The organism is Collinsella sp. AM13-34 (genome assembly GCF_003473055.1).
GTDB lineage: Bacteria > Actinomycetota > Coriobacteriia > Coriobacteriales > Coriobacteriaceae > Collinsella.
In genome coordinates, this window is the sequence record NZ_QRLE01000011.1 from 1 (window position 1) to 26,838 (window position 26,838).

General features: G+C 61.2%; 22 protein-coding genes. 6 read left to right on the forward strand and 16 right to left on the reverse strand.

Annotation, left to right across the window (positions count from 1 at the left end; translation table 11 throughout):
* Positions 1-128 precede the first annotated feature (128 nt).
* From DW151_RS05855 to DW151_RS05870, 4 genes are all read left to right on the forward strand, one after another.
* The gene (locus DW151_RS05855; RefSeq protein ID WP_117758603.1) at positions 129-866 is read left to right on the forward strand and encodes a DUF4428 domain-containing protein; all 738 of its coding nucleotides are present in this window, start codon (positions 129-131) and stop codon (positions 864-866) included.
* 24 nt (positions 867-890) lie between these two features.
* Complete coding sequence (locus tag DW151_RS05860) at positions 891-2,213, forward strand: hypothetical protein (protein ID WP_118334883.1); 1,323 nt, start codon at positions 891-893, stop codon at positions 2,211-2,213.
* A 48-nt stretch (positions 2,214-2,261) separates the two neighbouring features.
* On the forward strand, positions 2,262-3,503 hold the full coding sequence (locus tag DW151_RS05865; protein ID WP_118334884.1) for an SPFH domain-containing protein: 1,242 nt from the start codon (positions 2,262-2,264) through the stop codon (positions 3,501-3,503).
* Between the two features lie 80 nt (positions 3,504-3,583).
* Positions 3,584-4,426: a hypothetical protein gene (locus DW151_RS05870; protein ID WP_118334886.1), complete on the forward strand. Its 843-nt coding sequence runs from the start codon at positions 3,584-3,586 to the stop codon at positions 4,424-4,426.
* Between the two features lie 191 nt (positions 4,427-4,617).
* Here DW151_RS05870 and DW151_RS05875 read toward each other — a convergent pair whose 3' ends face one another.
* The 8 genes from DW151_RS05875 to DW151_RS05910 form a co-directional block, all read right to left on the reverse strand.
* Positions 4,618-5,241, reverse strand: coding sequence for a response regulator transcription factor (locus tag DW151_RS05875; RefSeq protein ID WP_055252147.1), 624 nt, complete (start codon positions 5,239-5,241; stop codon positions 4,618-4,620).
* Entirely contained in the window at positions 5,238-6,731 is a 1,494-nt protein-coding gene (locus DW151_RS05880) for a sensor histidine kinase (RefSeq protein ID WP_118334887.1), read from the reverse strand. Before DW151_RS05880 ends, DW151_RS05875 begins: the two co-directional genes overlap by 4 nt.
* A 2-nt stretch (positions 6,732-6,733) precedes the next feature.
* Positions 6,734-8,533 (reverse strand): histidine kinase N-terminal 7TM domain-containing protein, encoded by a 1,800-nt coding sequence (locus tag DW151_RS05885; protein WP_158571663.1) that lies wholly within the window; start codon positions 8,531-8,533, stop codon positions 6,734-6,736.
* A gap of 223 nt (positions 8,534-8,756) precedes the next feature.
* Positions 8,757-9,776, reverse strand: coding sequence for a family 1 glycosylhydrolase (locus DW151_RS05890; RefSeq protein WP_304650753.1), 1,020 nt, complete (start codon positions 9,774-9,776; stop codon positions 8,757-8,759).
* A 256-nt stretch (positions 9,777-10,032) separates the two neighbouring features.
* Entirely contained in the window at positions 10,033-10,677 is a 645-nt protein-coding gene (locus DW151_RS05895) for a DUF4867 family protein (protein WP_117839929.1), read from the reverse strand.
* 144 nt (positions 10,678-10,821) lie between these two features.
* Positions 10,822-11,310, reverse strand: coding sequence for an S-ribosylhomocysteine lyase (locus tag DW151_RS05900; protein WP_117770240.1), 489 nt, complete (start codon positions 11,308-11,310; stop codon positions 10,822-10,824).
* 103 nt (positions 11,311-11,413) lie between these two features.
* Entirely contained in the window at positions 11,414-12,388 is a 975-nt protein-coding gene (locus DW151_RS05905; RefSeq protein ID WP_118334890.1) for a nucleoside hydrolase, read from the reverse strand.
* A 4-nt stretch (positions 12,389-12,392) separates the two neighbouring features.
* A complete protein-coding gene (locus tag DW151_RS05910; RefSeq protein WP_118334892.1) occupies positions 12,393-13,388 on the reverse strand; it encodes a ribokinase in 996 nt (331 codons plus the stop codon).
* A gap of 187 nt (positions 13,389-13,575) precedes the next feature.
* On the opposite strand from DW151_RS05910, the gene DW151_RS05915 reads away from it, so the two are divergent.
* A complete protein-coding gene (locus DW151_RS05915; RefSeq protein WP_118334893.1) occupies positions 13,576-15,792 on the forward strand; it encodes an acyltransferase family protein in 2,217 nt (738 codons plus the stop codon).
* 546 nt (positions 15,793-16,338) lie between these two features.
* Here the strand turns inward: DW151_RS05915 and DW151_RS05920 are convergent.
* The 8 genes from DW151_RS05920 to DW151_RS05955 all read right to left on the reverse strand — a co-directional run bounded on the left by DW151_RS05920 (position 16,339) and on the right by DW151_RS05955 (position 25,566).
* Entirely contained in the window at positions 16,339-17,535 is a 1,197-nt protein-coding gene (locus DW151_RS05920) for an Nramp family divalent metal transporter (protein WP_055252163.1), read from the reverse strand.
* Positions 17,536-17,609: 74 nt separating this feature from the next.
* Positions 17,610-19,454, reverse strand: a complete 1,845-nt coding sequence (locus tag DW151_RS05925; RefSeq protein WP_118289437.1) for a magnesium transporter — start codon at positions 19,452-19,454, stop codon at positions 17,610-17,612.
* Between the two features lie 328 nt (positions 19,455-19,782).
* Complete coding sequence (locus tag DW151_RS05930) at positions 19,783-21,189, reverse strand: polysaccharide deacetylase family protein (protein WP_233543360.1); 1,407 nt, start codon at positions 21,187-21,189, stop codon at positions 19,783-19,785.
* A 72-nt stretch (positions 21,190-21,261) separates the two neighbouring features.
* Positions 21,262-22,017, reverse strand: coding sequence for a hypothetical protein (locus DW151_RS05935; protein WP_055252569.1), 756 nt, complete (start codon positions 22,015-22,017; stop codon positions 21,262-21,264).
* Positions 22,017-22,406, reverse strand: coding sequence for a YtxH domain-containing protein (locus DW151_RS05940; protein ID WP_118334930.1), 390 nt, complete (start codon positions 22,404-22,406; stop codon positions 22,017-22,019). Before DW151_RS05940 ends, DW151_RS05935 begins: the two co-directional genes overlap by 1 nt.
* Positions 22,407-22,542: 136 nt before the next feature.
* Positions 22,543-23,376 carry a hypothetical protein gene (locus DW151_RS10760; protein ID WP_233504106.1) on the reverse strand — a complete coding sequence of 278 codons (834 nt, stop codon included), beginning with the start codon at positions 23,374-23,376 and terminating at the stop codon, positions 22,543-22,545.
* A 24-nt stretch (positions 23,377-23,400) separates the two neighbouring features.
* The gene (locus DW151_RS05950) at positions 23,401-24,774 is read right to left on the reverse strand and encodes a hemolysin family protein (RefSeq protein ID WP_117778705.1); all 1,374 of its coding nucleotides are present in this window, start codon (positions 24,772-24,774) and stop codon (positions 23,401-23,403) included.
* Positions 24,775-24,882: 108 nt separating this feature from the next.
* Positions 24,883-25,566, reverse strand: coding sequence for a hemolysin III family protein (locus tag DW151_RS05955; protein WP_199579905.1), 684 nt, complete (start codon positions 25,564-25,566; stop codon positions 24,883-24,885).
* 186 nt (positions 25,567-25,752) lie between these two features.
* Between DW151_RS05955 and DW151_RS05960 the strand changes: the two genes are divergently transcribed.
* Positions 25,753-26,718: an alpha/beta hydrolase gene (locus DW151_RS05960; protein ID WP_118334895.1), complete on the forward strand. Its 966-nt coding sequence runs from the start codon at positions 25,753-25,755 to the stop codon at positions 26,716-26,718.
* Positions 26,719-26,838 lie beyond the last annotated feature (120 nt).

Consider the following 26,838-nt stretch of genomic DNA (forward strand, 5'->3'; position numbering starts at 1 on the left):
AAACCGGACCTGATGGTCCAACTTTTTGTCCGCAGTCCCGACTCCTTGAGCCGTCTGGGTATCGTGAAAGGCTGCGCACTCCCCCATCATCAAAGGTGACACACGCTACCAGTTGATGGGAGGCAGCCATGGGCTTCTTTGACAAGATGTTCGAGAAGAAAGAGTGCGCGATTTGCGGTACCGAGCTGGGACTTCTAGGTAAGACAAAAATCAATGAAGGCTACCTGTGCAAAGAGTGCGCCGGCAAGCTCTCCCCCTACTTTCACGGCTATCGCTCCAGCACCGCGGACGATATCCGCGAGCAGCTCGCCTACCGCGAGGCCAATGCCGAGCGTCTGGCGTCGTTCAACCCCACGCGCACGCTTTCTGCCGGGCGCACCAACATCATGCTCGACGAGGACGCGGGTCTGCTGATCATTACCTCGCAGAGCCGCTGGCGCGACGCCAATCCCGACATCATCGAGTTCTCGCAGGTACTCGGCTGCGATATGGATATCGACGAGCATCGCACCGAAATCTATCGCGAGACCGAGGACGGCGAGCGCGAGAGCTACAACCCGCCGCGCTACGACCTGGATTACGACTTTAATCTGACCATCCACGTCAACACGCCGTACTTTACCGAGATCAACCTGCGCGTGAACGACTCCACCATCGATCAGCGCGGCTCCATCGAATACCGCGAGGCCAAGCGCCAGGCAACCGAGGTCCGCGACGCGCTGGTGCAGCTGCGCCAGGAGACGCGCGACAGCGTCGTGGCCGCCAAGGCCCCCAAGACCGCGGTGACCTGCCCCTTCTGCGGAGCCACCACCATTCCCGATGCCAGTGGGCGCTGCGAATACTGCGGCGGCGCCATCGGCGCATAGCCTCCGGCACGGAAAGGACCGATCATGGCCTTCGAGAGCGTCAACTATCAGTGCCCTGCCTGCGGTGGTCCCCTGCATTTTGCCAGCGCCGAGCAAAAGCTTGTCTGCGACTACTGTGACTCACGCTTTGAAGTCGAAGAAGTCGAGGCCCTCTATCGCGAGCGCCAGGACAAGGCAGATGCCAAAGCCGATGCCGCAGCCGCAGCTCCCAAATCTGCTGCCGACGATGCCGTGCAGGAGCTCGCCCAAAACGCCGGCTACATCTGCTCGTCGTGCGGCGCCGAGCTCGTGTCCGACGGCACCGTCGCCGTCACCACCTGCCCGTACTGCGGCAACTCCGCCGTGGCGCCCGGCCAGCTCTCTGGCGACTTCTCGCCCGACCTGGTGATTCCGTTTAATCTCGGGCGCGACGACGTCACGGCCGCACTCAAGGAACACTACAAGGGCAAGATCTTGCTGCCCAAGAGCTTTGTCACCGGCAACCACATCGACGAGGTCCAAGGTGTCTACGTGCCGTTTTGGCTCTACGGCGCCCGCGTGGACGGCGAAGTGTACTTTGACGCGACCAACGAGACCGTGACCGAGGAATCCGACCGCACCGTCACGACCACCGACCACTACGATGCCTATCGCAAGGGCAATATCTCGTTTAAGCGCGTGCCCGTCGACGGATCGTCCAAGATGCCCGACGGCCACACGGACGCCATCGAGCCGTTTGACTACGACGCGCTGCGTCCGTTCTCGGTCGCATATATGCCCGGCTACATCGCCAACCGTTACGACGAGGACTGCGAGACCTGCAAGGCGCGCGCCGAGCGCCGTATGGAAGAAAGCACGATCTCGGCCCTGCGCGAGACTGTCGTCGACGAATACGACGATGCCACGGTCGAAAGCAAGCAGCTCGACTACACCTGGGAAGACAGCGACTACGCCCTGTTCCCCGTCTGGATGCTCTCCACCTCGTGGAACGGCAAGAGCTACCTGTTTGCCATGAACGGCCAGACCGGCCGCCTGGTCGGCGAGCTCCCCTGCTCCAAGCCCAAGCTCGCTATTGCCTCGGTGCTGTTCTTTGTGATCGGATTTATCCTCTCCCAGATTCTCTTTATGGGTGAGAACGCCTTCGATCCGGATTACCTCGCCTTTGATATCGAGGGCATCCTCATCAACATCGTCGCGCCGCTGATCATCGTGATTATCGGAGACGTGCTACTGGTAGGCCAGCTCAAGACGGCCAACGAGGCCACCCACGCCGACGAGTACTGCGGCGAGCTCGACCTGACCGAGAAGCACGACACCTTCAACCACACCGAGACCACCGTTGTCATGAAAGACGACAAGGACGACTAAGCAATCCGACCAATACCACCCGGCCTTTGACGAGAAAGGAAGATCACCATGGGACTCTTGAAAGCTGGATTGGGTGCTGCCGGCGGCGTCATGGCCGACCAGTGGAAGGAATTTATCTATTGCGAATCGATGCCTGTTGACGTCTTGGCCTGCAAGGGCAGCAAACGCACCGGTGGCCGCAGCTCCAACACGCGCGGCGAGGACAACGTCATCTCCAACGGCTCGGTCATCGCCGTCAACGACGGCCAGGGCATGCTCGTGGTGCAAAACGGCAAGATCATCGAAGTCGCACTGGAGCCCGGTGAGTTCGTCTTCGATACCGGCAGCGAGCCGAGCGTCTTTAGCGGCAACCTGGGCGATTCCATCAAGGAGACCTTCGCCAATATCGGCAGCCGCTTTACCTTTGGCGGCGACGCGGGCAAGGACCAGCGCGTCTACTTCATCAACACCAAGGAGATCATCGGCAACAAGTACGGCACCGCCTCGCCCGTGCCCTTCCGCGTGGTCGATAACAACATTGGCCTGGACGTTGACATCTCCGTGCGCTGCAACGGCGAGTACTCGTACCGCATCACCAACCCGCTGCTGTTCTACACCAACGTGTGCGGCAACGTGACCGATAGCTACACGCGCGACAAGATCGACAGCCAGCTTAAGTCCGAGCTGCTCACCGCCCTGCAGCCCGCCTTTGCCAAGATCTCGGAAATGGGCATCCGCTACAGCGCCATCCCCGGCCACACCACCGAGCTCGCCCGCGCGCTCAACGAGGTCCTCTCTGCCGACTGGCGCGACCTGCGTGGTGTCGAGATCGTGAGCTTTGGCGTCAACTCCATCGCAGCCTCGCAAGAAGACGAGCAGATGATCAAGGACCTGCAGAAAGCCGCCGTCATGCGCGATCCCACTATGGCGGCAGCCAACATTGCCAGCGCCCAGAGCGACGCAATGCGCGCGGCAGCCGCCAATCCCAACGGCGCGATGGCAGGCTTTATGGGCATGGGCATGGCAGGTGGCATGGGCGGCATGAACGCCAGCCAGCTGTTCGCCGCCGGCCAGGCACAGCAGCAGGCCGCCCCGCAGCCGGCTCCGGCACCCGCTCCCGCACCGGCTCCTGCCGCTGCCCCCGCGGCCGGCACATGGACCTGCAGCTGCGGCGCCACCAACACCGGCAAGTTCTGCTCCGAGTGCGGCAGTCCCGCACCCGCCCCGGCACCGGCCAAGTGGTTCTGCCCCAACTGCGGCAGCGAAAACGGCGGCAAGTTCTGCAGCAACTGCGGAACGCCCAGGCCCTAGCCCCTCTATCTGGTAATTGGCGGGGGATCCGCCACCCCCGCATTTGCTTCTATGGGTTTCGTTCGATAAAGGAGGACACCATGAAGACAACGTTCAAAAAGTCCGTACTCGCATTTCTGACATGCGTCCTTGCGCTCGCCTTTGCCCTCACGGGCTGCAGCGGCGGCGGCAAAGACCCCAAGGCCAACTTCGTCGGCAGCTGGGAACTCTCGGGTGGAACCCTGGAGGGCGAAGAACTGACCGATGAGTACATGAAGATGCTCGAGGATTGGGGTGTGCACTGCGTCCTGATTCTCGATGAGGACGGTACAGGTGCCCTCGACCTGTTCCTTGAAGTCGTCGACCTTAAATGGGAGGCAAAGGACGCCACCACCGTAACCATCACCGCCGAAGACGAGTCGCATGACATGAAGCTCAAGGACGGCAAGCTCATCCTCGAAGAGGATGACGGCAATCTTGTCTTTACCAAGTCCGACAAGGACCTGTCCGGCACGGTGAAGAAGGATCGCGAGGCGGCCGAGAAGGAAGAAGAGATCGACGAGGCCGTCGAAGACGACGACGTCCAGAAGATTGAAATCTCCCCCGCCGTCACCGTTGCCGATGACGACCTGTGCACCATCACCATCACCGAGAAGTTCAAGGACGAGTGGGACGACATCGGTTTTGTCGTCAACATCACCAACAAGAGCGACAAGGACCTGACCTTCTACGCCCCCAGCGGCAAGACCAACGTCAACGGCACCATGAAGGAACCCTGGTTCTCGGCTCACCTGATGCCCGGCACCAACGCCACCGAGGAATTCACGTTCTCGAGCGGCGAGCTTGACAGCCTTGACGACCTGGTCAACACGACCATCGGCATCGACGCCTACCTGACCGATTCCTACGAGGACGTCGCCTCCTACAGCGCAACCGTCGCGTAGCGGCACGTAACATCAGCCGCGGATTGGCGGACACATCCGCGCACACCAGACGGGGCCGCAGGAGATGATCCTGCGGCCCCGTCGCTTTATGCCGACAGCACTGCCCATACAAGCAGGCCGCCCGCCGTTTTTAGATGCGAAACGGTGGGCGGCCTATCCTTGCGGTGCCGGAACACGGGTGAGCGCGTCGATTACGGGCGCTCCATGTTGGGAACGATGCTACCCTCGGTCACCGCATGCACGGCCAGGCGCATGATGTTGTCGTAGCCGGTCTTGCTCAGGATCTCCGAGATGCGGCGCTTGATGGTGCCCTCACTCATAAACAGCTCGGCCGCGATCTCGCGACGACTTTTGCCCTCGCAGGCAAGGCGCAAAATCGATAGCTCGACATCGTCGAGGGCTGCTGTACCCGAGAAGATGCTCTCGGGCGGCTTGGGAAACGTGCAGTAACCCGCCAGCGTGGAGCGCATCACGGCGAACAGCTCGTCGATACCGACGTTCTTGTACACAAAGCTATCGACGCCCGCCTCGCGGGCCTGATCGACAAAGGTGATCTCGGGCATGCCTGTCATGATAATGATGCGACACTCGGGCAGCTGCTCCTTGATGCGTGCCGCCGCCACGATGCCGTTTGAATCGTGTTCGGTGCACACGTCCATCAGTATCATGTCCGGGCGCTCCTTGAGCGCGACACCCAAGGCCTCGGAGGCATCGGCGATCGCGGCAACGACGGTCATATCGGGCTGGTCGCCAACGGAGCGCGCCAGGCTCTCGCGCAGGATGGCCTGATCTTCGACAATTAACACGCGGATCATGAGCTTCTCCTTTGGGACGTGTCGTTGGCGTTAAGCGGAATGGATACCGTAAGCGTAAAGGGCGGGGTGGCGTGGACCTCTAGGCTGCCACCCAGATCTTGCGCGACATGTCTCATACCTGGGATACCCGTTCCCTCGCGATACGATACGGGGGCCGGGGACCCGTCGTTAGAAATCGTCATGTGCGCGACGGCGTCAGCATCCGTCCTCTCCTGCCACAAGCGCACATGGACCCGATGCGCCTGCGCATGCTTGGTGGCGTTGGTCGAGGCCTCGCGGATAATCTGCAAAAAGGCGGCGGCGACACGCGCGTCCTCAGGCAGCGCACCCTCAACATCGATCTGCACGCTCACCAGGCCAAAAGCATGGACGATATCGCCCAGTTGCTCTGCCGGTTCGGTGTCGCCCCCGCTGCGCAGATCGGCAGCGATTGAGCGCAGCAGCGGGTCGATCTGCTCGAGCGACTCGTCGTCCAAGCGCCCCTCCTCCAAATAGCGATGAAGGATTGATAGGCGCTGGCCGATCACATCGTGAACGCGGGCGCGCATGCGCAGATAGGCCGCATTGTCGGCAACTTTTTTGACTTCTTCGATCTGGGCCTGGAGCTCTTGGCCCGCAAGCTCAAGCAGGTGGTTGGCCTGCGCCAGGCGGTCATGCGCATGCGCATACTCTGTCACGTCCAGACCGATTATGCGCTCGAACGAACGGCCCGAGACCATAACGTCATCGCACACAAACAGGCGAATCTCGGCGGGAGAAACCTCGACCACCGCACGCGCCTCACCAAAGCGGTCCAGGTTGATCCGCACGCGGTTCTTACCGCCTTCGGGCATTTGCATGCTGAGCTTGCGCAGGTCGTTCCATGTACCGCTCATATCGCCTAGGTCGGTGGGCATATGAAGCTCCACCAGGTTTTTGCGCATGCAGCGGTTCATGAGCAGTGGACGGCCCCTCGAGTCCAGATACAGGATGCCCACGGGAATCACGTTGATGGTTTCAATCGTCGAGAACGCGGTGATATCCTCTTGGCGGTTACGGACGTCCATCAAGAGCGCCGCGACGGAACGGAACAGGAAGAACGCTCCCTCTGCGATAAGGACAACGGCCCACACCGAGCCCATGGCAAAAACCACCGGCGGTGTCACGGCGCCAACAAGCAGCAGCTCGGCCAGCATGACAGGGCGACGATAGCGCACCATAAGGACCACGCCATAGACAAAGATCGCGGCATTGAGCCACAGCACTCCGCCCATTGCCCTAGCGCAAACGTCAAGCGGCGCCACCAGGTACGAGCCAGACGACGCGAATAAGATGAGCGCCGAAATCATCAGGTGAAGCACAAGGCTCGTCTCGTAGGCGCAAATCACCTTACGGTTATAGGACGAGCGGCGCGATGCGATGAGCGGGACGTGGATCATCTGCAGACACGCAGCCAGGGCAAAGACAACATCGAGCGCAACGATTTGGGGAAGGATGAACGAAATCTGCATCGTCACTCACCCGCCCTCGGCATCAAGACGATCATGCGCAGCTGGCCGGACTCGCCCTCAAGGCGGTATGCCACGTTGCGCCCTTGCAGAGCGCTTTCGAGCTCTTGCGCAGCGGGCGTCTGTGAAAGATCTTCATCATCGTTGGAAAAAAGCGTGGCGCGCAGCTCGACACTGCACCGGTCATGGTCGCCCAAGTGATACATAAGCGCCGGATGGTCGGTGGTGTAGGCAAAAAACGCAAAGTCATACACGCAGTCGTACAGGGCGCTTACCGTACTGGCGTGCATCGGGCGCCGTATGGCGATAATCGAGGCGCAATCGATATCGATGGTGCGCAGGTCGCTTGCGAGCTCGTTGGCAATGAGCTGAATGCGGTCGCGATCAAAACCGCTCTCACCGTGCTGTGCCAACGTGAGCGACCCTTTGCGCTTGCAATAGGCGACGAGCATCTTGGCGCGCTGCAGCATGCGGTAACGCTCGTGCGAAGACGCCTCGTCGGTCAACGGCGGCAGCGAACTCAGCAGGTCGTACATCCCTTCGAGCGCGCGGACAAGTGCTTGGTCCACGTCTTGGACCAGCAAGGTCTCGGCCTCTTGATCTGCCAGGTGCGTCTTAAGGTCGTAGTCGGCGGCGAGCAGCTCGTTTTGACGCTGCAGTTCCATGCGACGATGTGCCAGTTCACGGTTAAGCTCGTTGAGATCCGACACGTCTTGGGCAAGCAGGGCCGATCCGCCCAGCAGTGGAAAGGCACGGTACACCACATCGGGATCGGACGCCACAGCAAAGGCATGGGCGTGGCCGTGCTCCTGGGTCCGCAACTCCTCGCGCACGCCTACCGGCATTGGCTTTGACGCCGGCGTGGCATAGACCTCCTGCAGGTCGCGCGTTAGAACTTTGAGGTCGAGCGGCAAGGTGTCGAAGATGCCGGCGATGTCGTGATACGACGGAATGACACCGCAATCGAGACAGATTTCCATCGCCACCACGCACAGGACGCAATAGACGAGCGAAAAGTTGAGCCTCCATGCCCAGGGCACGCGCAACGCATACGAGACGGCAAAGAATGCGCCACCCAGCAGTACGAGCGCCGCCGTGCCCGAGAAACGCTGGATGCGAAAGGACGAGGACCGGCCCACCAGGATAAAAAAGGCCACAAAGTTAAAGGCTGTCCATACCAGAACGGTACCGTAGCCCCAACCATATGTGTAATCGTTGCTCCAGGTTCCACTCGATCGATCGAAATGGAAGACCTGCTGATGAACATCGTTAGTAAGCACAAAGCCGATAAGCAGGACAGCCATGACCCGCAAAACGGTGCGGTACCGACGCCCCATACGATGCTGTTCCAAACCCGCGAGGCGCAGACCGCACAGCTGGTAGATCAGCGGAATGAGCGTCATGGGCACGTAGTACAGGTACCACAGCACGGTGGCATAGAACGGCGTGAACGACTTATATTTGAGGATGACCTCGATCATCCACAGGGCACAAATGGCGGCGATGGCAACAAGGCGGCGGCGCAAGACGTAGTCCAAGCAGCGTAGGTACGCCAACACACCCCAGATTGAAAATGCAATTGCGGCGACAAGCAGCGGGAGAGAGCTCGAGTGGACGAGCGCATCCACGACCTCTTCGGACACCTCGCTATAGGCGGGCACGGTGTTGGAAAGCTTGGGGTCGGAGGCGAACAGTGCCGGCAAGACTGCCAAAAGCATAAGGAACAGCGCGGTAATGGCGCCGGCGATAACAAAGACGCGGTGGCGATACACGCCATGCGATATGCCAACAAGGAATCGCGGCATGGCGAAGAGCCTGCCGCCCCTAAGATCCGCCACGGGCGCGGATCGGGCGGTCGCGTGGCCGATATGTCGCTCGCGGGTACCCATAGTGCTTTTAGTGTACCGACAGGCGGGCCCAAAAAGCGGGCCACATGTCCCAAAATCCGCCGACGGCAAGGCGCCCGGCGAGCACATACTCGCCGGGCGCCTTGGTTAGGAGGCTATGAAGTTGAGTGCCTCAGCTTCCTTAGGACAGGTCCTCACCATTAGAAGCAATAACCTTCTTGTACCAGTCGAAGCTCTTCTTCTTGGAGCGTTTGAGGGTGCCGTTGCCTGCATCGTCGCGATCGACGTAGATAAAGCCGTAGCGCTTGGACATCTCGCCCGTGCCGGCAGACACCAGGTCGATCGGGCCCCAGGTGGTGTAGCCCAGCAGGTCAACGCCGTCCTCGGTCACCGCGTCGCGCATCGCGGCAATATGCTGGCGCAGGTAGTCGATACGGTAGTCGTCGTTGATGGAACCATCCTCCTCAACAACATCCTTGGCGCCCAGACCGTTCTCGACCACAAACAGCGGCTTCTGATAACGGTCGTACAGGTCGTTAAGGGTGATGCGAAAGCCCAGCGGATCGATGGCCCAGCCCCACTGGCTCTCCTGCAGGTAGGGGTTCTTGGCGCCGGCGAAGGCGTTGCCCTGGGTACGCTCGACATCGGGGTTATCGGCACCGGCAGAGCAGCGGGTGCTGTAGTAGCTAAAGCTGATGAAGTCGACGGTGTTGGCGGCCAGGATCTCGCGGTCCTCGTCCGTTATGCCCACATCGATGCCCAGGCGCTCGAGCTTCTTGACGGCATAGGCCGGATAGTAGCCGCGGCTCTGGACGTCGACGAAGAAGTAATTGTCCTGGTTGTCGAGCTGCGCCTGGCGCACATCGCCCGGACGGCAGCTGTAGGGGTAGTAGCTACCTGCGGCGAGCATGCAGCCGATCTTGATCTCGGGGTCGATCTCGTGAGCGATCTTGGTTGCCCAAGCGCTGGCGACGAGCTCGTTGTGGGCGGCCAGGTACTCGACGGCCTCCTTGTTCTCGCCCTCCTCAAAGACCAGACCGGCACCCATAAACGGCAGGTGCAAGATCATATTGATCTCGTTGAAGGTAAGCCAGTACTTTACCAGGCCCTTGTAGCGGGTGAAGATCGTGGTCGCGAGGTTCTTGTAGAAGTCGATGAGCTTGCGGTTGCGCCAGCCGCCGTACTCCTTGATGAGGTAAATCGGGCAGTCGAAGTTTGTCGTGGCTTCAGTATCCCCGCAAGCAGCGCGCTACTCAACGGCAACGGCGCAGGTCGACACTTCTTTTCGCGCGCAGGCGCTCGGCAGCCGCCCCCGTCTGACACTTTTTGATACCGCCGCCCCCAACCACCACAAAGGGGGACAGGCACCTTTGTGGTGGTTTGGGCCCGTTTGTCTCGATCTGTAACAGGTAGAGACGATTTAGCCCGCTAGATGTTACAAATCGAGACGGAAGATGCTAGTCACAGGCGATGTCGAGGTTCTTGCCGACGAGGCCCACGTAGCCGCCCTCGGCAGCCTTGGGACTATCTGCGTGGCAGAGAACCCACTTGTCGGCCTTCCAGTAGCAGTAGCTGTCACCGGCGGCAGGCATGTCGGCTGCGGCCTCGGGGCGCGGGCCATTGGTGCCCGCCGGCAGCGCCACCATCACCTGGAAGCCGCCGTCGTCGACCATGCAGGGCGTGTAGTGGAGCGTGGTGTTGAAGACTTCGACGACCGTACCCGCCGGCACGCGGAACGCCTTGACGCACGCGGTGTCGAGCTTGCCGCCCTCAATCTCCCAGCGATGCGCCACGAGCAGGATAAAGTCGCGGGCGCCCAGGTTAAACTCGCTGGCGCGGTGATACTCCAGGCAGTTGAGGCGTGTGTTGTGCCCGTTGCACCAGCCGAGCTGGAAGGAGCGGCCGCCAAACATGAGAAAGCCCAGTTTATCGGCACCCTTGACGCTCTCGAGCTCCGGCGCGCTTGCTACGTACTTGCTGCCTTCGGGGATGGGCGTGGCAGAGAGCGCCTCGAGCACGAGCAACGTGAGCTCGGACGGAACGTCATCCCAAACGTTGCCATAGGATTTGAACTCGGGATCGTTGACAGAATAGATGTGCATGTTCGCTCCTGTTCGTAAATGTGACTATACGAACATTCTAGAACAAACATGAGCGATTTTGAACGCTCGTCCCGACCACTCAACAAAAAGGCGCCCCCGCATAAGCGAAGGCGCCCAATGCGCGCGCTTTGGGCGATAAAGCCCTTACGCCTGCTGATAATGCAGGTGCTTCTCATCGATATCGGCCAGGTCGCGGTCGAGATAGCGACGCGCGAGCCAGTTTGCCATGGGGAGGTTCTGGTCCAGATAGTTACCGCACTCCTCGGGAGCGGCACCGGGGACATCGCCCTCAAAGCCGGCGACAAACTCGAACAGCTCACGCACGAGCGGCAGGATCTCCTCGCTCGTCACCTCGCCAAACACGACGAGGTAAAAGCCCGTGCGGCAGCCCATGGGACCAAAGTAGACAATGCGGCTCGACCACTCGGCATGGTTGCGAAGGAACGTCGCGCCCAGGTGCTCGATGGTGTGGCACTCGGCCGTGTTCATGACCGGCTCCTTGTTGGGCGTGGTCAGGCGCAGATCAAAGGTGGTGACGGCGGCGCCGGTCGCCGGATCGCGGTCGATGCGGCTCACATACACGCCGGGCTCGAGCAGCAGATGGTCAACGGAAAAACTCGCGATACGCTCCATGGCAGTTCCTCTCGGTAGTCAATTTAGGACGGGGCTCTTTTAGCTGGTTCGAATGATCGCACCAATCATACCAGTCAAAAAAGCCCCGTCCCAAAAAGACAACTTAGCCAAGGACACGGGCCATACGCGTCTTGAACTCGGACAGGAAGCGCGGAGCATCCACGGTCAGTGCCACAAGCGCGCTCTTGTCCGAATCGGACAGACGGTGCTCGTCGCAGATGGTGCGGCCGCGATACTCGCCCAGCAGGTCGACACGCAGGTTACAGCCGAGCGCACCCACGAGCGTGGGATCAATCGCCACGGCAACCGCCAGCGGATCGTGCAGCGCGCAGCCGCCCAGGTAGGGCGCGTTCATTTCGTACGAACCGATATAGTGCTCGACCATGCTCGCAAACGCGCAGCCAGCCATAGTGCCCGAGCCCGTCCAGCCGGCAACGTCGCGGCGCGTGAGCACCACGCGGTGCGTCACATCCAAGCCCACCATGGTGAGCTTGCGGCCCGAGCGCAACACGGCGTCGGCAGCCTCGGGGTCGCCCACCATGTTGGCCTCGGCGCCCGCGCTCACGTTGCCGGGCACGGTAAGCGCACCGCCCATCACGACCACGCGGCCGATGGACATCATCGCCGCCGCATCGCGCTCCAGGGCAAGCGCCAGATTGGTGAGCGGGCCGGTCGCAACGTAGGCCAGATCGGGACCATAGGTACGCGCGGCATCAATCAGGTAATCGACCGCCGCATTGCCATCGGCCGACGTCGCGCCCACCGGCTCGTACGGCGAGGCGGGCACGCTTGCGCCGCCAATGCCGTTCTTGCCGTGGATAAGCGTGGTGGACGCCGGCGGCGTGTAGGGTTCGGTCGCTTTCATGGGACGATCGGCGCCCAGGTACACCGGCACCTCGGGACGACCCAACAGGTCGAGCACCGCCAAGCAGTTGTGCGCCGACTGCTCGACGCGCACGTTGCCAAAGCACGTGGTGATGCCGACGAGCTCCACCTCGGGGCTCGCGATGGCATAGGCGAGCGCCATCGCATCATCCACACCCATATCCAGATCAAGGATCAGCTTCTTGGTTGCCATTGTTCTACTCCGCTTCTCCGTCTACATCCAAACCGTCTAAACCAAACTTGTGCTCGACTTCCGCACGCGTGGGAATTGATTGCTGAGCGCCCAGGCGCGATACCGTCACCGCCGAGGCGCGAGCACCCGCGGCCATGCACTCAAAGAGCGGCAGACCCTCCAGACGAGCTGCAGCAAGCGCACCAATAAACGTATCGCCCGCGGCCGTCGTATCGACCACCGCGCTCGAAAGCGCCGGCATGCGCAGCGGCTCACCGCCATCGCCGAGCGTAACCGAGCCGGCGCCGCCCAGCGTGATGACCGCGGCGCCGGCGCCCTTGTCGAGCAGCGCATTGAGCGCGGCGACGCAACTCGCATCATCTGTGGGCAGAATGCCCGTCAGCATCTGGCACTCGGTCTCGTTGGGGCAGACCAAGTCGACCGCAGGCCACGCTCCTGCCGGCAAATCGCAGGCGGGCGCAGGGTTAAAGACCGTATAGAACCCCAGCTCGTGAGCGCAAGCAAGCGCCTCGGCCGTCGCTGCAAGGTCACATTCGCCCTGGGCGATAAAGACGCTTCCGGCAGCCGGGGCAAACTCGCTGGCATCGCCGTCGAGCTCGTCGGCCACCAAGCGCCTCAGTGCGCGGGCAACGTCCTCGCCCGCAAGCGCATGGTTGGCGCCCGGCGACAGCACGATGCGGTTGTCGCTCTCGCAGCGAATGATAGTCGCGGTACCGGTCTCCACGTCATCGCGACGCGCCACAAACTCAACGCCCACGCCGGCATCCTGGAGCCCTGCCACAAGCGCATCGCCAAAGGTATCGCGCCCAACAGCGCCAATCATGCACGTGCGCGCACCCATGCGCGCAGCAGCGACGGCCTGGTTAGCGCCCTTGCCACCAGCGTTCGTGATAAAACCGCTGCCACCGACTGTCTCGCCCGCACGCGGCATGCGCTCGCACGCCACCGAAAGGTCCATGTTCATGCTGCCGAACACCGCAACGATGCTGTGATCCGCCATGGAAACCTCCTCGTCTTCAGGCTTTGCGCCCACCGTCGACCAACGATTGTGCACTCTCGCACCCCCTATAACTTTAGTCCACTTTGATGTGGACGCGCGCTTGAGCTTACGCCAGCAGCAAGCATTCACAGGGGCAGGCAGCTACAATGAATACGTGCTGATTATTCTCGTCATTGGATGATGTTTTATGGAACAATTCTCGCAATCGGGCTCGCGCGGTCGACGCCGCACGGGCAACGAGCCGGCGCCGCACGAACGCGTGAAGGGCGAACGCCGTGCCAACGAGCCGCGACGCACCGCGAGCCCCCATCGCGCTTCTGCCAACAACGCGGGCCGCGCCAACACTCCCGCCGCGGAGCAGACGCCTGCTCGCCCCAAGTCCCGCTACATCCCTGCCCTTGACGGCCTGCGCACGCTTGCCGTCGTCGCAGTGGTGCTCTATCACCTCAACCTCACGTGGGCTCAGGGCGGCCTGCTTGGCGTCACGATCTTCTTTGTGCTTTCGGGCTATCTGATCACACGCCTGCTACTCAACGAAGTCGCTAAGACCGGCCGCATCGACCTCAAGAGCTTCTGGATCCGCCGCATCCGTCGCCTGGTCCCCGCCGTGGTGACCGTTGTGGTTGTAACCTGTGCGCTGTGCACCGTCTTCAACCACGTGATGCTCACCAAGATGCGTCCCGACATTCTGCCGTCGCTGTTGTTCTTCAACAACTGGTGGCAGATTGCCCAAAACGTCTCGTACTTCAACGCTCTGGGCGACCCCTCGCCGCTCACGCACTTTTGGTCGCTTGCCATCGAGGAACAGTTCTACCTGATTTGGCCGCCACTGCTGTTTGCCATGGTATCCATGCATGTGAGCAAGCCCAACACGCGCCGTGTGGTCCTGGGACTCGCAGCGGTATCCGCCCTTGCCATGATGGTGCTCTATAACCCCGCCGCCGACCCCAGCCGCGTGTACTACGGCACCGACACCCGTGTGTTCTCGCTGCTGCTGGGCGCCTGGATGGCCTTTATCCCCGATCGCGACCTGGCGCCTGTGCGTCTCGCTCGTCGTTTGGGGCTCAATCGCCTGGCTGGCGCCGCCAAGCACGGCAGGAACGCCGAGGGCAAGCTTGGCGAGAAGGCCGACAACGCAGCCGAGACCGTCCCGGCACAGCCGAGCGCCCTCGTGCGCTTTTGGTCCTCGCCCGCATCCATCGATGTGCTGGGCGTCGTGGGTCTGGTTGGCCTTGCCGCCATGGTCGCGCTCACCAACGGCTACACCGCGTTCCAGTATCGCGGCGGCACGCTGTTATGCTCCATCCTCACGCTCATGGTCATCGCGGCCTGTGTGCAGCCCCAGGGAATGGTTGCCCGCGCACTGTCCGCCGAGCCGCTCGTGTTGGTTGGCAAACGCTCGTACAGCATCTACTTGTGGCACTATCCGCTACTGTTGCTCATGAACCCGGTCGCCAACATCAACGATACGCCGTGGTGGCAGTACATTTTGCAGGTGTTGTTGGTGGTCGCCGTGGCCGAATGCTCATATCGCTTTATCGAGACGCCGTTTAGAAAGGGCGCCTTTGGGCGCACCGTATCCGAGTTCCGCGACGGCACCACCACGCCCACCAACTGGGTGCGCGCGCACGTCCCTGTCTGCGCAGCCTGCGCTGTCGTGTTGGTCGTTGCGCTGGGCGGCCTGATCTTTGTGCCGGAGACCTCCGCGCTGAGCGGTGAGGGCGCCGAAGTCCTCAACAAGGAAGCCAAAAACACCGCGCCCACCGACCAGCAGGCGGCCGACGACACCGACAAGGACAACGACGGCTTCCCCGATGGATCCTACGACCTGCTGATGATCGGTGACTCCGTGTCGCTGCGCGCCGTTGATTCCTTTGACGGCGTGTTCCCGCACAGCCATATCGATGCCGAAAAGGGCCGCCAGTTTGATGCGGGCCGCGCGACATTTGAGGGCTATCTCCAACAGAACCTTGCCGGCAAGATCGTGGTCTTTGCACTGGGCACCAACGGCTTGGTAACCGACGACCAGATCGACGCCATCATGACCGATGCAGGAGATAAGCGTATTGTGGTGTTTGTGAACACGCGCAGCCCGCAGCCGTGGGTTGGCTCTACCAACCAGGCCATCGCCAACGCTGCTACGCGCTACAAGAACGTGCGCGTTATCGACTGGTACGGATACAGCGCCAATCGCAACGACCTGTTCGATGGCGATGGCACGCACCTGTCGACCACTGGCGTGACTGAGTACCTCAACTTGATCCACGATGCAGTCAAGAAGGACCTGCCCGTGCATCCCGAGGATCACGTCAACGATCCGCAGCCGGCAGCCGTCAAGTCTGCCACCGACGCGCTCGTCAATGCGCTCGCTCTCAAGCCGCACAAGCTGGGCACCGACAAGTAACCTGCAGCGCAAACTTCCCACATCCGGAGGGGGTGCCTGCCACAGCAGACACCCACTCCGGCAGTTAGGGACGTTCCTTATGTGCCGGCACCTGGGGACACTCCTGGCACAGCCGAGGAACGCCCTCCTTGCGACCGAATTCTGGGCGCCTCGCCACCCCGAGCGTTGTTTTCAAGCCCCACACCCGCAGCAAACAACCCAAAATCACTCTTTTCGAGCCGGCTCCAAGAGGTCGTGGACAAAAAGGGGCAAATATGAGTACTGTTACCATTTTAGTAGCAGGCAAAACCACCCAAAATGGCGCTCATACGGTAGCGTGCGACCCTTCCAGTTGACCAGAATGGCCGGCTTAGGACTTGGAGACCCGCTTTTAATGAACAGATTCTTAGCTATGTTCATTATTTTCTTGGTCGTAAATGCTATCGGCCAGACAACAGTACTCATATTTGGCATTTTTTGTCCACTCACATATTACTAACCCCCTATAACAGGCAAAATACAGGCCGCAACCCATGGCAGCGGCCTGTTTGGAGTCCAAAAGAGGCGCTAAGCGCTGTAGCCCATCGCTTGCAGCACAAACATGACGACCGTCAGCACCGTAATCACACCGATAGTCGCCCAAGTGAGCACGTTCCACACGCGGCCGTTGCGGTTGGCACCCATAATGTGACGGTCAGCGGCAATAACCACCTGGAACACCAGAACCACGGGCAGCAGCACGCCATTGATGACCTGCGAGGTCATCATAATCTGGAACAGATCGACGCCGGGCATAAGCACCAGCACGGCAGAGATACCGATGATGGCCGTAATGATGCCGCGATAGACCGGGGCCTCGTCCCAGCTGCGGTCGGCACCGCGCTCCCAGCCAAATGCCTCGCAGATAGCGCTCGACGTAACGCCCGGCAGCACGCAGGCAGCCAAGAAGCTCGCCGCGACCAGGCCCGAGGCAAACAGTACCGTAGACCACTGACCCGCAATAGGCTCCAGCGCGCGGGCAGCATCGGCAGCATCGCTAATCTGAATACCCGCCGGGAACAACACCGTGCCGGTCGTGATGATAATAAAGCCGGCAATGATATCGGCAGCGATCGAGCCGCTCACGGTATCAATACGCTGCAGCACGATGTCGTCCTCGCCCGCATTCTTATCGACCACGTTGTTCTGCGCCAAGAAAATCATCCACGGCGCGATGGTGGTACCGATCGTTGCAACCACGAGCGACACGTAGCTGGGGTCATTTTGAATGTTGGGCACGACCAGGTCGACCGCGACCTCACCCCAGTTGGGGCCAGCCATAAACGCGGCGACAATATAGGTCACGAACACGCAGCTCACCAGCAGCAGAATCTTCTCGATGCGCTGGAAACTCCCCGACATGGTAAGCATCCATACCAGCAGCGCCACCAACGGCACCGAGATGCTCGCCGGCACGCCAAAGAGAGCAAGACCGCTGGCGATGCCCGCAAACTCCGAAATGGTCACAGCCGTGTTGGCGATCAACAGCGCCGCCATAGCAAGTACACTCTTGCGCACGCCAAAGCGCTCGCGAATGAGCGATGCCAGGCCCTTGCCCGTGACGCAGCCGCAGCGCGCCGCGGTCTCCTGCGTCACGATGAGCAGCACAGTCATGACAGGAAGCATCCACAGCATCTTGTAGCCATAGCTGGCGCCCGCGCTGGAATACGTTGCAATGCCGCCGGCGTCATTGCCCGAAAGCGCCGCCAGCAGACCGGGACCCATAGCGCCAAAGATGGCCGCGATGGTCAGCTTTTGCTTGGTGCCCGACTTTTGCTTGGTATTTTGCACGCGACCACCTAACCCATGACTGACATGGCGAGCAGCACCGCGGCGATGCAATACGCCACACACGAGATCATGACGGCAATGACGTTCATGGCGGTGCCCGACGTGTTGAGGTCATGCTCGTCACGCCAGAACAGCACCATCAGGTAAATCACGGCGCTCATGTTGCCAACCAGGCAAATGATGGCAGCGATATTAAAGCACCCGGTAAAGAGTTGCTCCTCAAACATGGGCGCATCGGGGAATGCAGCGGTGCGCACCAGCTGGGCGCACAGGTAGGTCACGAGTGACAGAATCAGGCCCATGCCCGTGCTCTGGAAGAAGAATCCCAGATACGGCTTGGGCTCGTCGTCGTGACCGTCATACTCCAGGAAGTAGTTCTTGACGAACGACACCATGCGCGAGGCCGCCAGCAGCACGAGCGGCATGGCGCACATGGGAAACACCACCAGATGCGCGGAGCCGAGCGCCGTTCCCAGCACGGTCGCCATGATGCACGACGCGATGCCCCATACAACAACCCAGTACTGGCGATGCACGAACCAGCTGAGCACGTTCGTCGAGTCGTCGGACGCGCTGTCACCCGAGCCGACACCAGCGATCTGCAGGTCCTCCTGATGCTCCTCGGCGATAACGTCCATGGCGTCGTCGAAGGTCACGATACCAAGGATATGACGGTTCTCGTCGCAGACAGGGATGGCAACCAGGTCGTACTTGGTCATCTCGTCCGTCACGTCTTCCTGGTCCTCGTCGGGCGACACATAGACCAGGTCGCGATAGGCCAGCTGACCCAGCGTGGCGTCGCGGTCGGCTACGATCAGCGTGCGCAGCGAAAGCACGCCGGTCAGCATGCCGCTCGGATCCTCGGTATAGACGTAGTAGACGCTCTCGAAGTCCTCGTCGAGCTCGCGAATCGCCTCGATGGCGTCACCGACCGTTGCCGTGGCGGGCAGGGAGACAAACTCCGAGGTCATGATGCGGCCGGCGGTGTTGTCCTCATACCCCAGCAGGTTACGAATCGCCTTCTCCTCCTTGACGCCCATCAGGCGCAGGAGCTTCTCGGCCTTCTCGTAATCGAGCTCGTCGATCAGGTCGGCTGCATCGTCCGGGTCCATCATGGCCAGCATCGACGATGCGTCCGTGTCGGACAGGCCCTCGAGCATCTCGGTCATAAGCTCGTCGTCATCGAACTCCGAGATGGCCTCGGCTGCCTGGGCGGTATCGAGCTGCGCAAACACCTGCGCACGTAGGCGCGGGTCGAGCTGCTCGATAATGTCGGCGATGTCGGCAGGGTGCAGCTCGCCGAGCGTCTTGTGCGACACCGAGAGTTGAATGTTCTTGGTCGAGCGGTCGAGCAGGTCCATGTAGGACCAAGCGATGATATCCTCACTGAGCGGCTTGCCCAGGTGCTTCATAAAGCCTTCAACGATATGCTCGAGCGCGGGGCTGATGGCGCGTAGCAGACCGCGGGCACCGACCTCGGCGCCCAGCAGGCGCAGCTGGTTTTCGCCCGACATGGAAAACTTGATGTCGTTTACGCGCACGACCTTCATGCCCTGCGTGTCGACAATCTGCTTGTTGAGCACGTCGCGGGCAAGCAAGAGTTCGGTCGGCTGCAGGTACGAAAAACGGATTTCGGTGGCCGACGTCTTAAGGTGTACACCCGTCTCGTCGATGCGGTCGACCCATTTGCGCCAGCTGATCATGAACGGCGTCTTGCCGGGACCACGGAACGCGAGCGACGTCACGTGCGGAAAAACTTCGCCGGTTGCAATGCCAAAATCGTTGACCACGCCGAGCTTTTCGCCGTCGACGTCCAAGACTGGCAATTTGAGCATCTCACTCAGATAATTCAATGGTGCTCCCCATCATTATTCCTCCGGACGCGGCCGCGCGTGCGGCGTCCGGGGGCTTCTGGATATGTATACGCATGCGCGGGCGGCACGCCGCTCGACGCTTACACCCCGTGCATGCGCAAAAAGCACCTGCATGGGGTCATCGACTGTATGGTCGAGGTTTGGATTTCACCTGTAACCTTTCTCTTGACCCTCATTAACCGCAGTAACTATAGCATCAGCATCGCCCTGCGGCATCGAATTTATGCGCTGCACATTGCAGGCATACCAAACGCTGACGCATCCGTGACATAGCCATTGGGGACGTTCTTAAATGACTACCCAATAACTACTCTGTGGTGTCGTTGTCCTCGGCAAGTTGGGGGAACACGGCGTCCTTGGGCATGGTGGCCTTCGTCAGCGAGGTGAGCTTTTTGCTCAGCGACGTGTCCGTCTTGACCAGGTCGCTGAGCGTCACGATCTTGTAGCCGTCGGCGGCAAGGCCGTCGATGATCTGCGGCAGTGCCTCAAGCGTCTGCTCGGCGCATTCGTCTCTATCGGTGAGCAGCACGATATTGCCCGGCGTCACCGAATCGAGCACCGTCGAGACCTGCTCGTCGGCACCGTTGAGCAGCCAGTCGCCCGAGTCAATATTCCACGAGACCACGGCGGAGACCAGGTCCATCGCATCAATCCAGTTTTGCTCGTCAAAGGCAGCGTAGGGGGCACGCAGCAGCATCGTCTTCACGCCGGTCGCTGACTTAATCGCATCGGTGCCTTTCGCGATCTGCTCGCGTACCGCCTCACGGTCCTGACCCTTGAGCGAATCGTCGCTGTAGCTGTTGGATCCGATCTCGCACCCGGCATCGACAATCGCCTTGGCCGTGGCGGACGAGGCCTCGACCGCATCGCCCGACAGGAAGAACGTCGCGGTGACGCCTTTCTCCTTGAGCACCTGCAAGATCTGCTTGGTCGCGCCACTCGGGCCCTCGTCAAACGTCAGCGCAACGTACTTTTCGTTACCCTTGGGCGCCACGCTGGCGCACGCAACGACGCAATCGGTAGCGGGCACAACCTCGCCGCGGTCCTGCGTCTTACCCGATTGCTCGCCGACCCACACCTCCGAGCGGCCCTGGACACCCCACGTCTGCACATACTCGATAGCGCCCGTGCCCTCGACCTTGAGCTTGGGCTCGATAACCGTAGCCTGAACCTCATGCTTCTCGTAGGTGTTACGGCCATCCTTGACCGTCACCTTCTCGCCACCCTCAAGTTCGCGGCTATCCCATTTGCCCTGTTTTATGCGCTTGCCGTCCACCTTAACCGACAGCTTTTCGCCGCCATGGCGCTTGAGCACGCTGTCATCGACGGCCAGCAGGTCGCCTGCGTCGTAGGTGTCAGTCAACTCCTGGTCGTCGATAAGATTCTGCAGCGTAGAGCCCACGCGCACCGCGGTCTTTTTCCCGTTGAGTTCCACGTCCACGCTGCGGTTGACGTAGCCCACGACGGCAGCGATAAACAGCACAAGCGCACAACCCACGGCGATGAGCGCATAGGGCAGACGGGACGGTCGGCGCGGCGAGCGCCCGTTGCCGATGCGCGCACTGCGGTCGCTAAACCCGCGGCTATGGTTGAGGTACATCGCGCCGGGCTTACGGCGGCGACGGCGCTGACCGCTGGGCAGCTGCCCCAGGTCGCGGCGCGCCGTCGGACGCGCACCCGAACGCCCGTTTAAGTTGGATCCATTTTGGCGCATGTGCCCTCCCCCATAAACACAGCAAGCCGGAGCAACAGGTCTCCGGCTTGCCTCCCATCATTTGGTACGTCGCTATTTTGTAGCTTTTGACGAGCCTCCGCTCGCCTTTTGGTATTCGTCCTTAAAGGCCTTGAACATGCCGCGCGTCTTGCCGAGCTGCTTGCCCAGTGCGCGGCTGCCCTTGTCCACGGCAACCGACCCCTTGTCGTCGAGCACCTTGGCGCCCTTTTTGACCTTATCGCCCACCACGACGCTGGCCTCGGCGGCCTTGGCAGCCGCACCGCCCGAATACCCGAGCGACTTGACCTCGTCCGAGACGACCATCGCGCCGTTCTCGTAGCCGCGCAGCATCGTCGGCGGCACCTGCGTGTCGCCCACCAGCACGCTCGAAGCGGCACCGGCGGTCACATAGAATGCCTGTACGATGCCCGAGCGTGGCTTGAACTCAACGTCCGAGCAGTAGCCCACGACGTCGCCCGATTCCGTGCGCACGTCCATACCGACCCAGATGATGCAATCGTCCAGGTTGATGTCGAGGCGCTTGGCGGCGGCGGCATCGTACGTGTCCTTAACGTCATCGACCGCAATGGCGCCCTCGTAGACACCAATGGCGTCGAGCGCTACGAATCGATCGGGACGCTCGATCATGCCCGCGATATCGGACTGGCGGACCATAAAGCCGACCACGCGCGTACCGCCCGGGGTAAAGACCGGAAAGTGAATCTTTCCGAGCTTTTTAGGGCTGCGCGGCGTGCCGTCCTTTTTGGTGCGCTTGTCCTCGGTAGGCTTGCGATAGATCTTGGCGCCGACAAAATCCCCGGCGCGCATTATGCCTCGGTCGAAGGCTCCGCGGCCTCGGTATCGGCCTCGACGGCGTTCTCGACCACGACATCGGCGGCGGGCGTCACGTTGCCACCCGAAATGGCGTCGTTGAGCTGCTCGCGCAGCTGGTCCATGCGCTCGCGGGCAAGGTCGACCTTGGCACGCAGGTCATCGGTCTTGGCGTCGACCATCGGGCCAAAATCGTTGACTGCAGCGCGGGCCTCCTCGGCACTGTGCTCGTAGGTATCGCGCATGTTATCCCAGGCGTCGTTGGCGATATCGGCAGCCATGGCGCGGGTCTCGGCACCCGAGCGCGGAGCCAGGGCAACGCCGATGATGGCGCCGGCGGCAGCACCGAAGAGCGCACCCGAGATGAAGTTGAAAGTCTTACCCATGTTCATTCCTCTCCTGCGGGCACCTCGGCGCCCACCGTTTGAATGCTGTCCATTATACCCGCAGCGCATCACTTGCCGCTCCGTTCATCTGCGTACGGCAAAGGCGCAGGTACGTGATGGTGATAAACGCGTAGGCCTACTCCTGAGGCATAGCCGGCATGGCCACCGTGGCGCCCGGGTCCTCGCCGGCGCCGTCCACGAGCGGCAGGCCGCCCTCATGCGCAGGTCCTGCCGGAACCGTCGCCGCACCGCCAAAGACGGCAGCGGAGGCCTCGTGGTTCTCGGCAACCGCGCCCTCGGTATCAATCGCCACCTGGGGCTCGTCGTCAAAGTTGGGGACGCCCTGGGGCTCGGTGGGAACGGGCTCGGCGGTCGCATCGGCAACGGGCTCGGCGTCGACCGGCACATCGCCCTCGTCAGCGCCCTCGTCCTCGGCAGCATCTTCGCCGTTCGCAGCGGCGACGGCCTCGTGAGGATCCTTGCCCTCGGCCTCGGCGCGCATGCCCAGCACCAGGTTGCGCAGGCCCGCGACCGTGCCTTCCACGTCGGGGGCAGGCTGGTCGGCGTGCAGGTACGCCCAGTCCATCATAAAGGTGGCCGACGACAGCGCACCGATGGCCAGTGCGTCGTCGGGACACGAAAGCTCGACCTCAAAGACACGCTCGTCATGCTCGCTTACGCGCGTGCGGCCGCACGAAATGCTACCGGCAAGACCGGTCTCGTTCATGAGCTCGACCGTCACGTGCTCCAGCAGATGGCAGAGCTCGGTCTGACCCATGCAGTCCTGGAACTCGCGGCCGGAATCGCCCAGGCACAGATGCTTGGCAATCGCCGGCACCAGGTAGTACACGCGCGCCGTGGCCTCTATGTCCTCCGAGGTCATCAGCGGCATGCCGGGGTTCACCAGCACATGCGCGCAGATCTTGTCCTCGCTGACGGTGACCTTAAGGATGTTGAACAGGCCTGCCATAACTCTCCCCTACTCTTCCTTGTCCTACTCGTCGCCGTCGTGCGGATTCGCGGAACCCGCACCCGACGTCGTCGGCTCGTCTACCGAAGACTCGGAATCCTTCTTATCGGTTTCGGCCGGAGCGATCACGCGAATGAGCGAGATGCGCTGGCCACGCATCGACTGCACTTTAAACTTGTACCCCGCGACCTCAAACACCTCTCCGATGTCGGGCACCGAGTCGCAAAGCTCCAAAATCCAGCCGGCGATGGTCTCATAATCATCGCTTTCCTCAAGCGGCCAACCAAGCTCAATCGCGTCATCGCACGAAAAACGCCCATCAACGAGCCACTCGCGGCGCGAAAGGCGCGTGAGGTACTTGTTGTCGGGGTCGAACTCGTCCTCGATCTCGCCCACGATCTCCTCGACGATGTCCTCGATGGTGATGATGCCGGCCGTGCCGCCGTACTCATCCACGACGACCACGATCTGGTCGTGCGAGGTCTGCATCTCGGACAGCAGCGGCAGGATGTCCTTGGTGTCGGGCACAAAGGTGGCGTCGCGCAAAAAGCCGGCGATGGGCTGGTCGCCCTTGCCGTCGAGCGCGGGCTGGATCAGGTCCTTGATGTGCGCGATGCCCGCGACGTTGTCGGGGTCCTCGTGATAGACGGGGATGCGGCTGAAGCCGGTCTGGCGCATGGTGGATAGCACGCTGGCGACCGTCTCGTCGTCCTCGCACATGGTGGTGTCCACGCGCGGCACCATGACCTCGCGGGCAACGGTGTCGCCCAGGTCAAAGATCTCGTGGATCATGCGCTTTTCCTCGTCGAGCAGGTCGTCCTGCTCCGAGACCATGTACTTGATCTCTTCTTCCGAGACGTTCTGACGGTCGTCGGCACTCTTGATACGCAAGATGCGGGCCAGGCCATCGGAGCAAGCGCCAGTCAGCCACACGAGCGGACGGGCGATCTTCTGGAACACGGAAAGCGGTCCCACGACCTGTTTGGATACGCCCTCAGCGTTAGCGAGGCCGATGCGCTTGGGCACGAGCTCACCGATCACGATGGACACGAAGGCGACCGCGACGGTGATGATGACCGGCGCCAGGCCGCGCGCGATGGCGGAGAGCGGCGCGATGCCAAAGCTCATGAGCCACGTGGCGAGCGGGTCGGACAGGCTCGTCGAGGCAACGGCGGACGAGGCGAAGCCCACGAGCGTGATGGCGACCTGGATGGTGGCGAGCAGCTGGTCGGAGTCGGCAGCCAGCTTAATGGCACGCTCGGCGCGCTTGTCGCCTTCCTCGGCTTCATGCTCCAGCACGGCGCGCTTGGCCGTGGTGAGCGCCATCTCGGACATAGAGAAGTAGCCGTTGATGAGGGTCAAAACGAGGGTGGTGATAAGGGAGATGGTTATGTCCATCGGGAGTTTCTCGAACCTCCAAGATTCGGGACGTTGGGTAGTAAGCGTAGGTGACGGATAGGGCAATTGCGCCGGTCGCCCGTGGGAGCGAGGGCATGGGCGCGGTCGCTAGATTACGAAGAGGATCACCGCCATGAACTGGAAGATGCTGCCGGCGAGCACCCACAAGTGGAAAACACTGTGCAGATAGCGCACGTTTTTGGCGATATAGAACGGCACGCCCGCGGTGTAGCACACGCCGCCGACGGCGAGCAGGGCAAGTGCCACGGGGTTGAGCAGCGCCACAAGTTCGGGCAGCTTAAAGACAACGAGCCAGCCCATCAGCAGGTAGACCAGGCCGCTTACCCAGTGCGGTTGACGCTCGCGCATAAAGCACTCGAGGGCGATGCCGATGATGGCGATGGCCCATACGGCAAAGAACAGCACGGCGCCGCCGTCGTTTGCGAGCGTGATGAGGCAAAACGGCGTATAGCTGCCGGCTATGAGCAGGTAGATGCAGCTGTGGTCGATGATGCGGAACACGCGCTTGGCGCGCGCGGGTTGAATCGCATGGTAGAGCGTGGAGGCTAGGTATTCGAGGATAATGCTGACGCCATAGACAATTGCCGCGGCCATGTGGGCCGAGCCTCCGCCGCGCAGGGCAGCGAATACGATCAGGAGCACCAGGCCCGCGATACCCAGCAGGCAGCCGACACCATGGGTGACGGAGTTCATGATCTCCTCACCCACCGTGTAGTGTGGAACGGCCGCGGTCTTGGGTCGCGGCTTAGAACTGTCGCTCGAATCGGACATGCCGGTTACATCCTCCAACGTAAAGAGTTCTCAACACTATATCAAAGCGTCTGGGTGCGTGCGAAATTTGCACCATACGTGACCCTTTGTTTACCCATTCTTTGCCTGTTGACGCATCAACGGTGAACGTCCATAATGCGCTTGCATTAAATGTTGATGTATTAACATCTTATAGGAGAATACCGCATGACTCAAAACGCACACCCCCATCGAAAGCTCAAGATAGCAGGCATTGTTACGTTGGTAGTCGTTGTCGCGCTGCTGGGGTTTGCCGGCAACTTTCTGTTTGACTTCGCGCTGAATCCCCGCGCGCCATACACCATGAAGATGATGCAGGACGGCAAGGACGACAAAGAAGGTGAGCAGCCGGATGCCGAGGACACCGAGGCGCGGGCATGGTTTAAAGAGAACCGCGAGAGCAGCAGCCTCACCGCAGATGACGGAACCGAACTTGCCGCTTGGTATTTTGCTGCGTCGGAGAGCACGCACGACTACGCCGTTTGCCTGCATGGATATACCAACGAGCCCATCGGTATGGCCCGATACGTCAAGCGATTCCACGACCGCGGCATGAACGTGCTCGCACCTGCCGCGCGCGCCCACGAGCGCTCCGGCGGCGACTATATCGGCATGGGCTGGCCCGAGCGCCTCGACATCGTCGCATGGATCGAGCGAATCGTTCAGACTGACCCCGAGGCGCGCATCTTGGTCTTTGGCGAGTCGATGGGTGCGGCAACCGCCATGAACGTCGCGGGGGAATCTCTGCCCGCAAACGTGAAATGCATTATCGAGGACTGCGGTTATACGAGCGTTTGGGACGAGTTTTCTCTGCAGCTCAAGGACGTGTTCGGCCTGCCCAGCTTTCCCTTGCTCGATGTAGCAAACTTGGTGTGCAACGTGCGCGCGGGCTACGACTTTCATAAGGCGAGCAGTGTGGAGCAACTCGAACACGCGACGGTTCCCATGCTGTTTATCCACGGCGACCAGGACACCTTTGTGCCGTACAGCATGCTCGACCAAAACTACGACGCGTGCGCCAGCAAGGTCAAGCAAAAGCTCACTATCCACGGCGCCACCCATGCCAAGAGCGCGCAAGTCGACCCCGAGCTCTACTGGAACACGGTCGACGACTTCCTCGACGAGTATTTTTAGGCAAATAGTACGGTTTACTGGTCTATCTGACCCCTAGCACTTCCGAAAAGCCGCCCGTGGGCACTGTGCTCGCGGGCGGCTTTTACTAACGTTGCACTACAAAAGCGCTTGATATGTCCA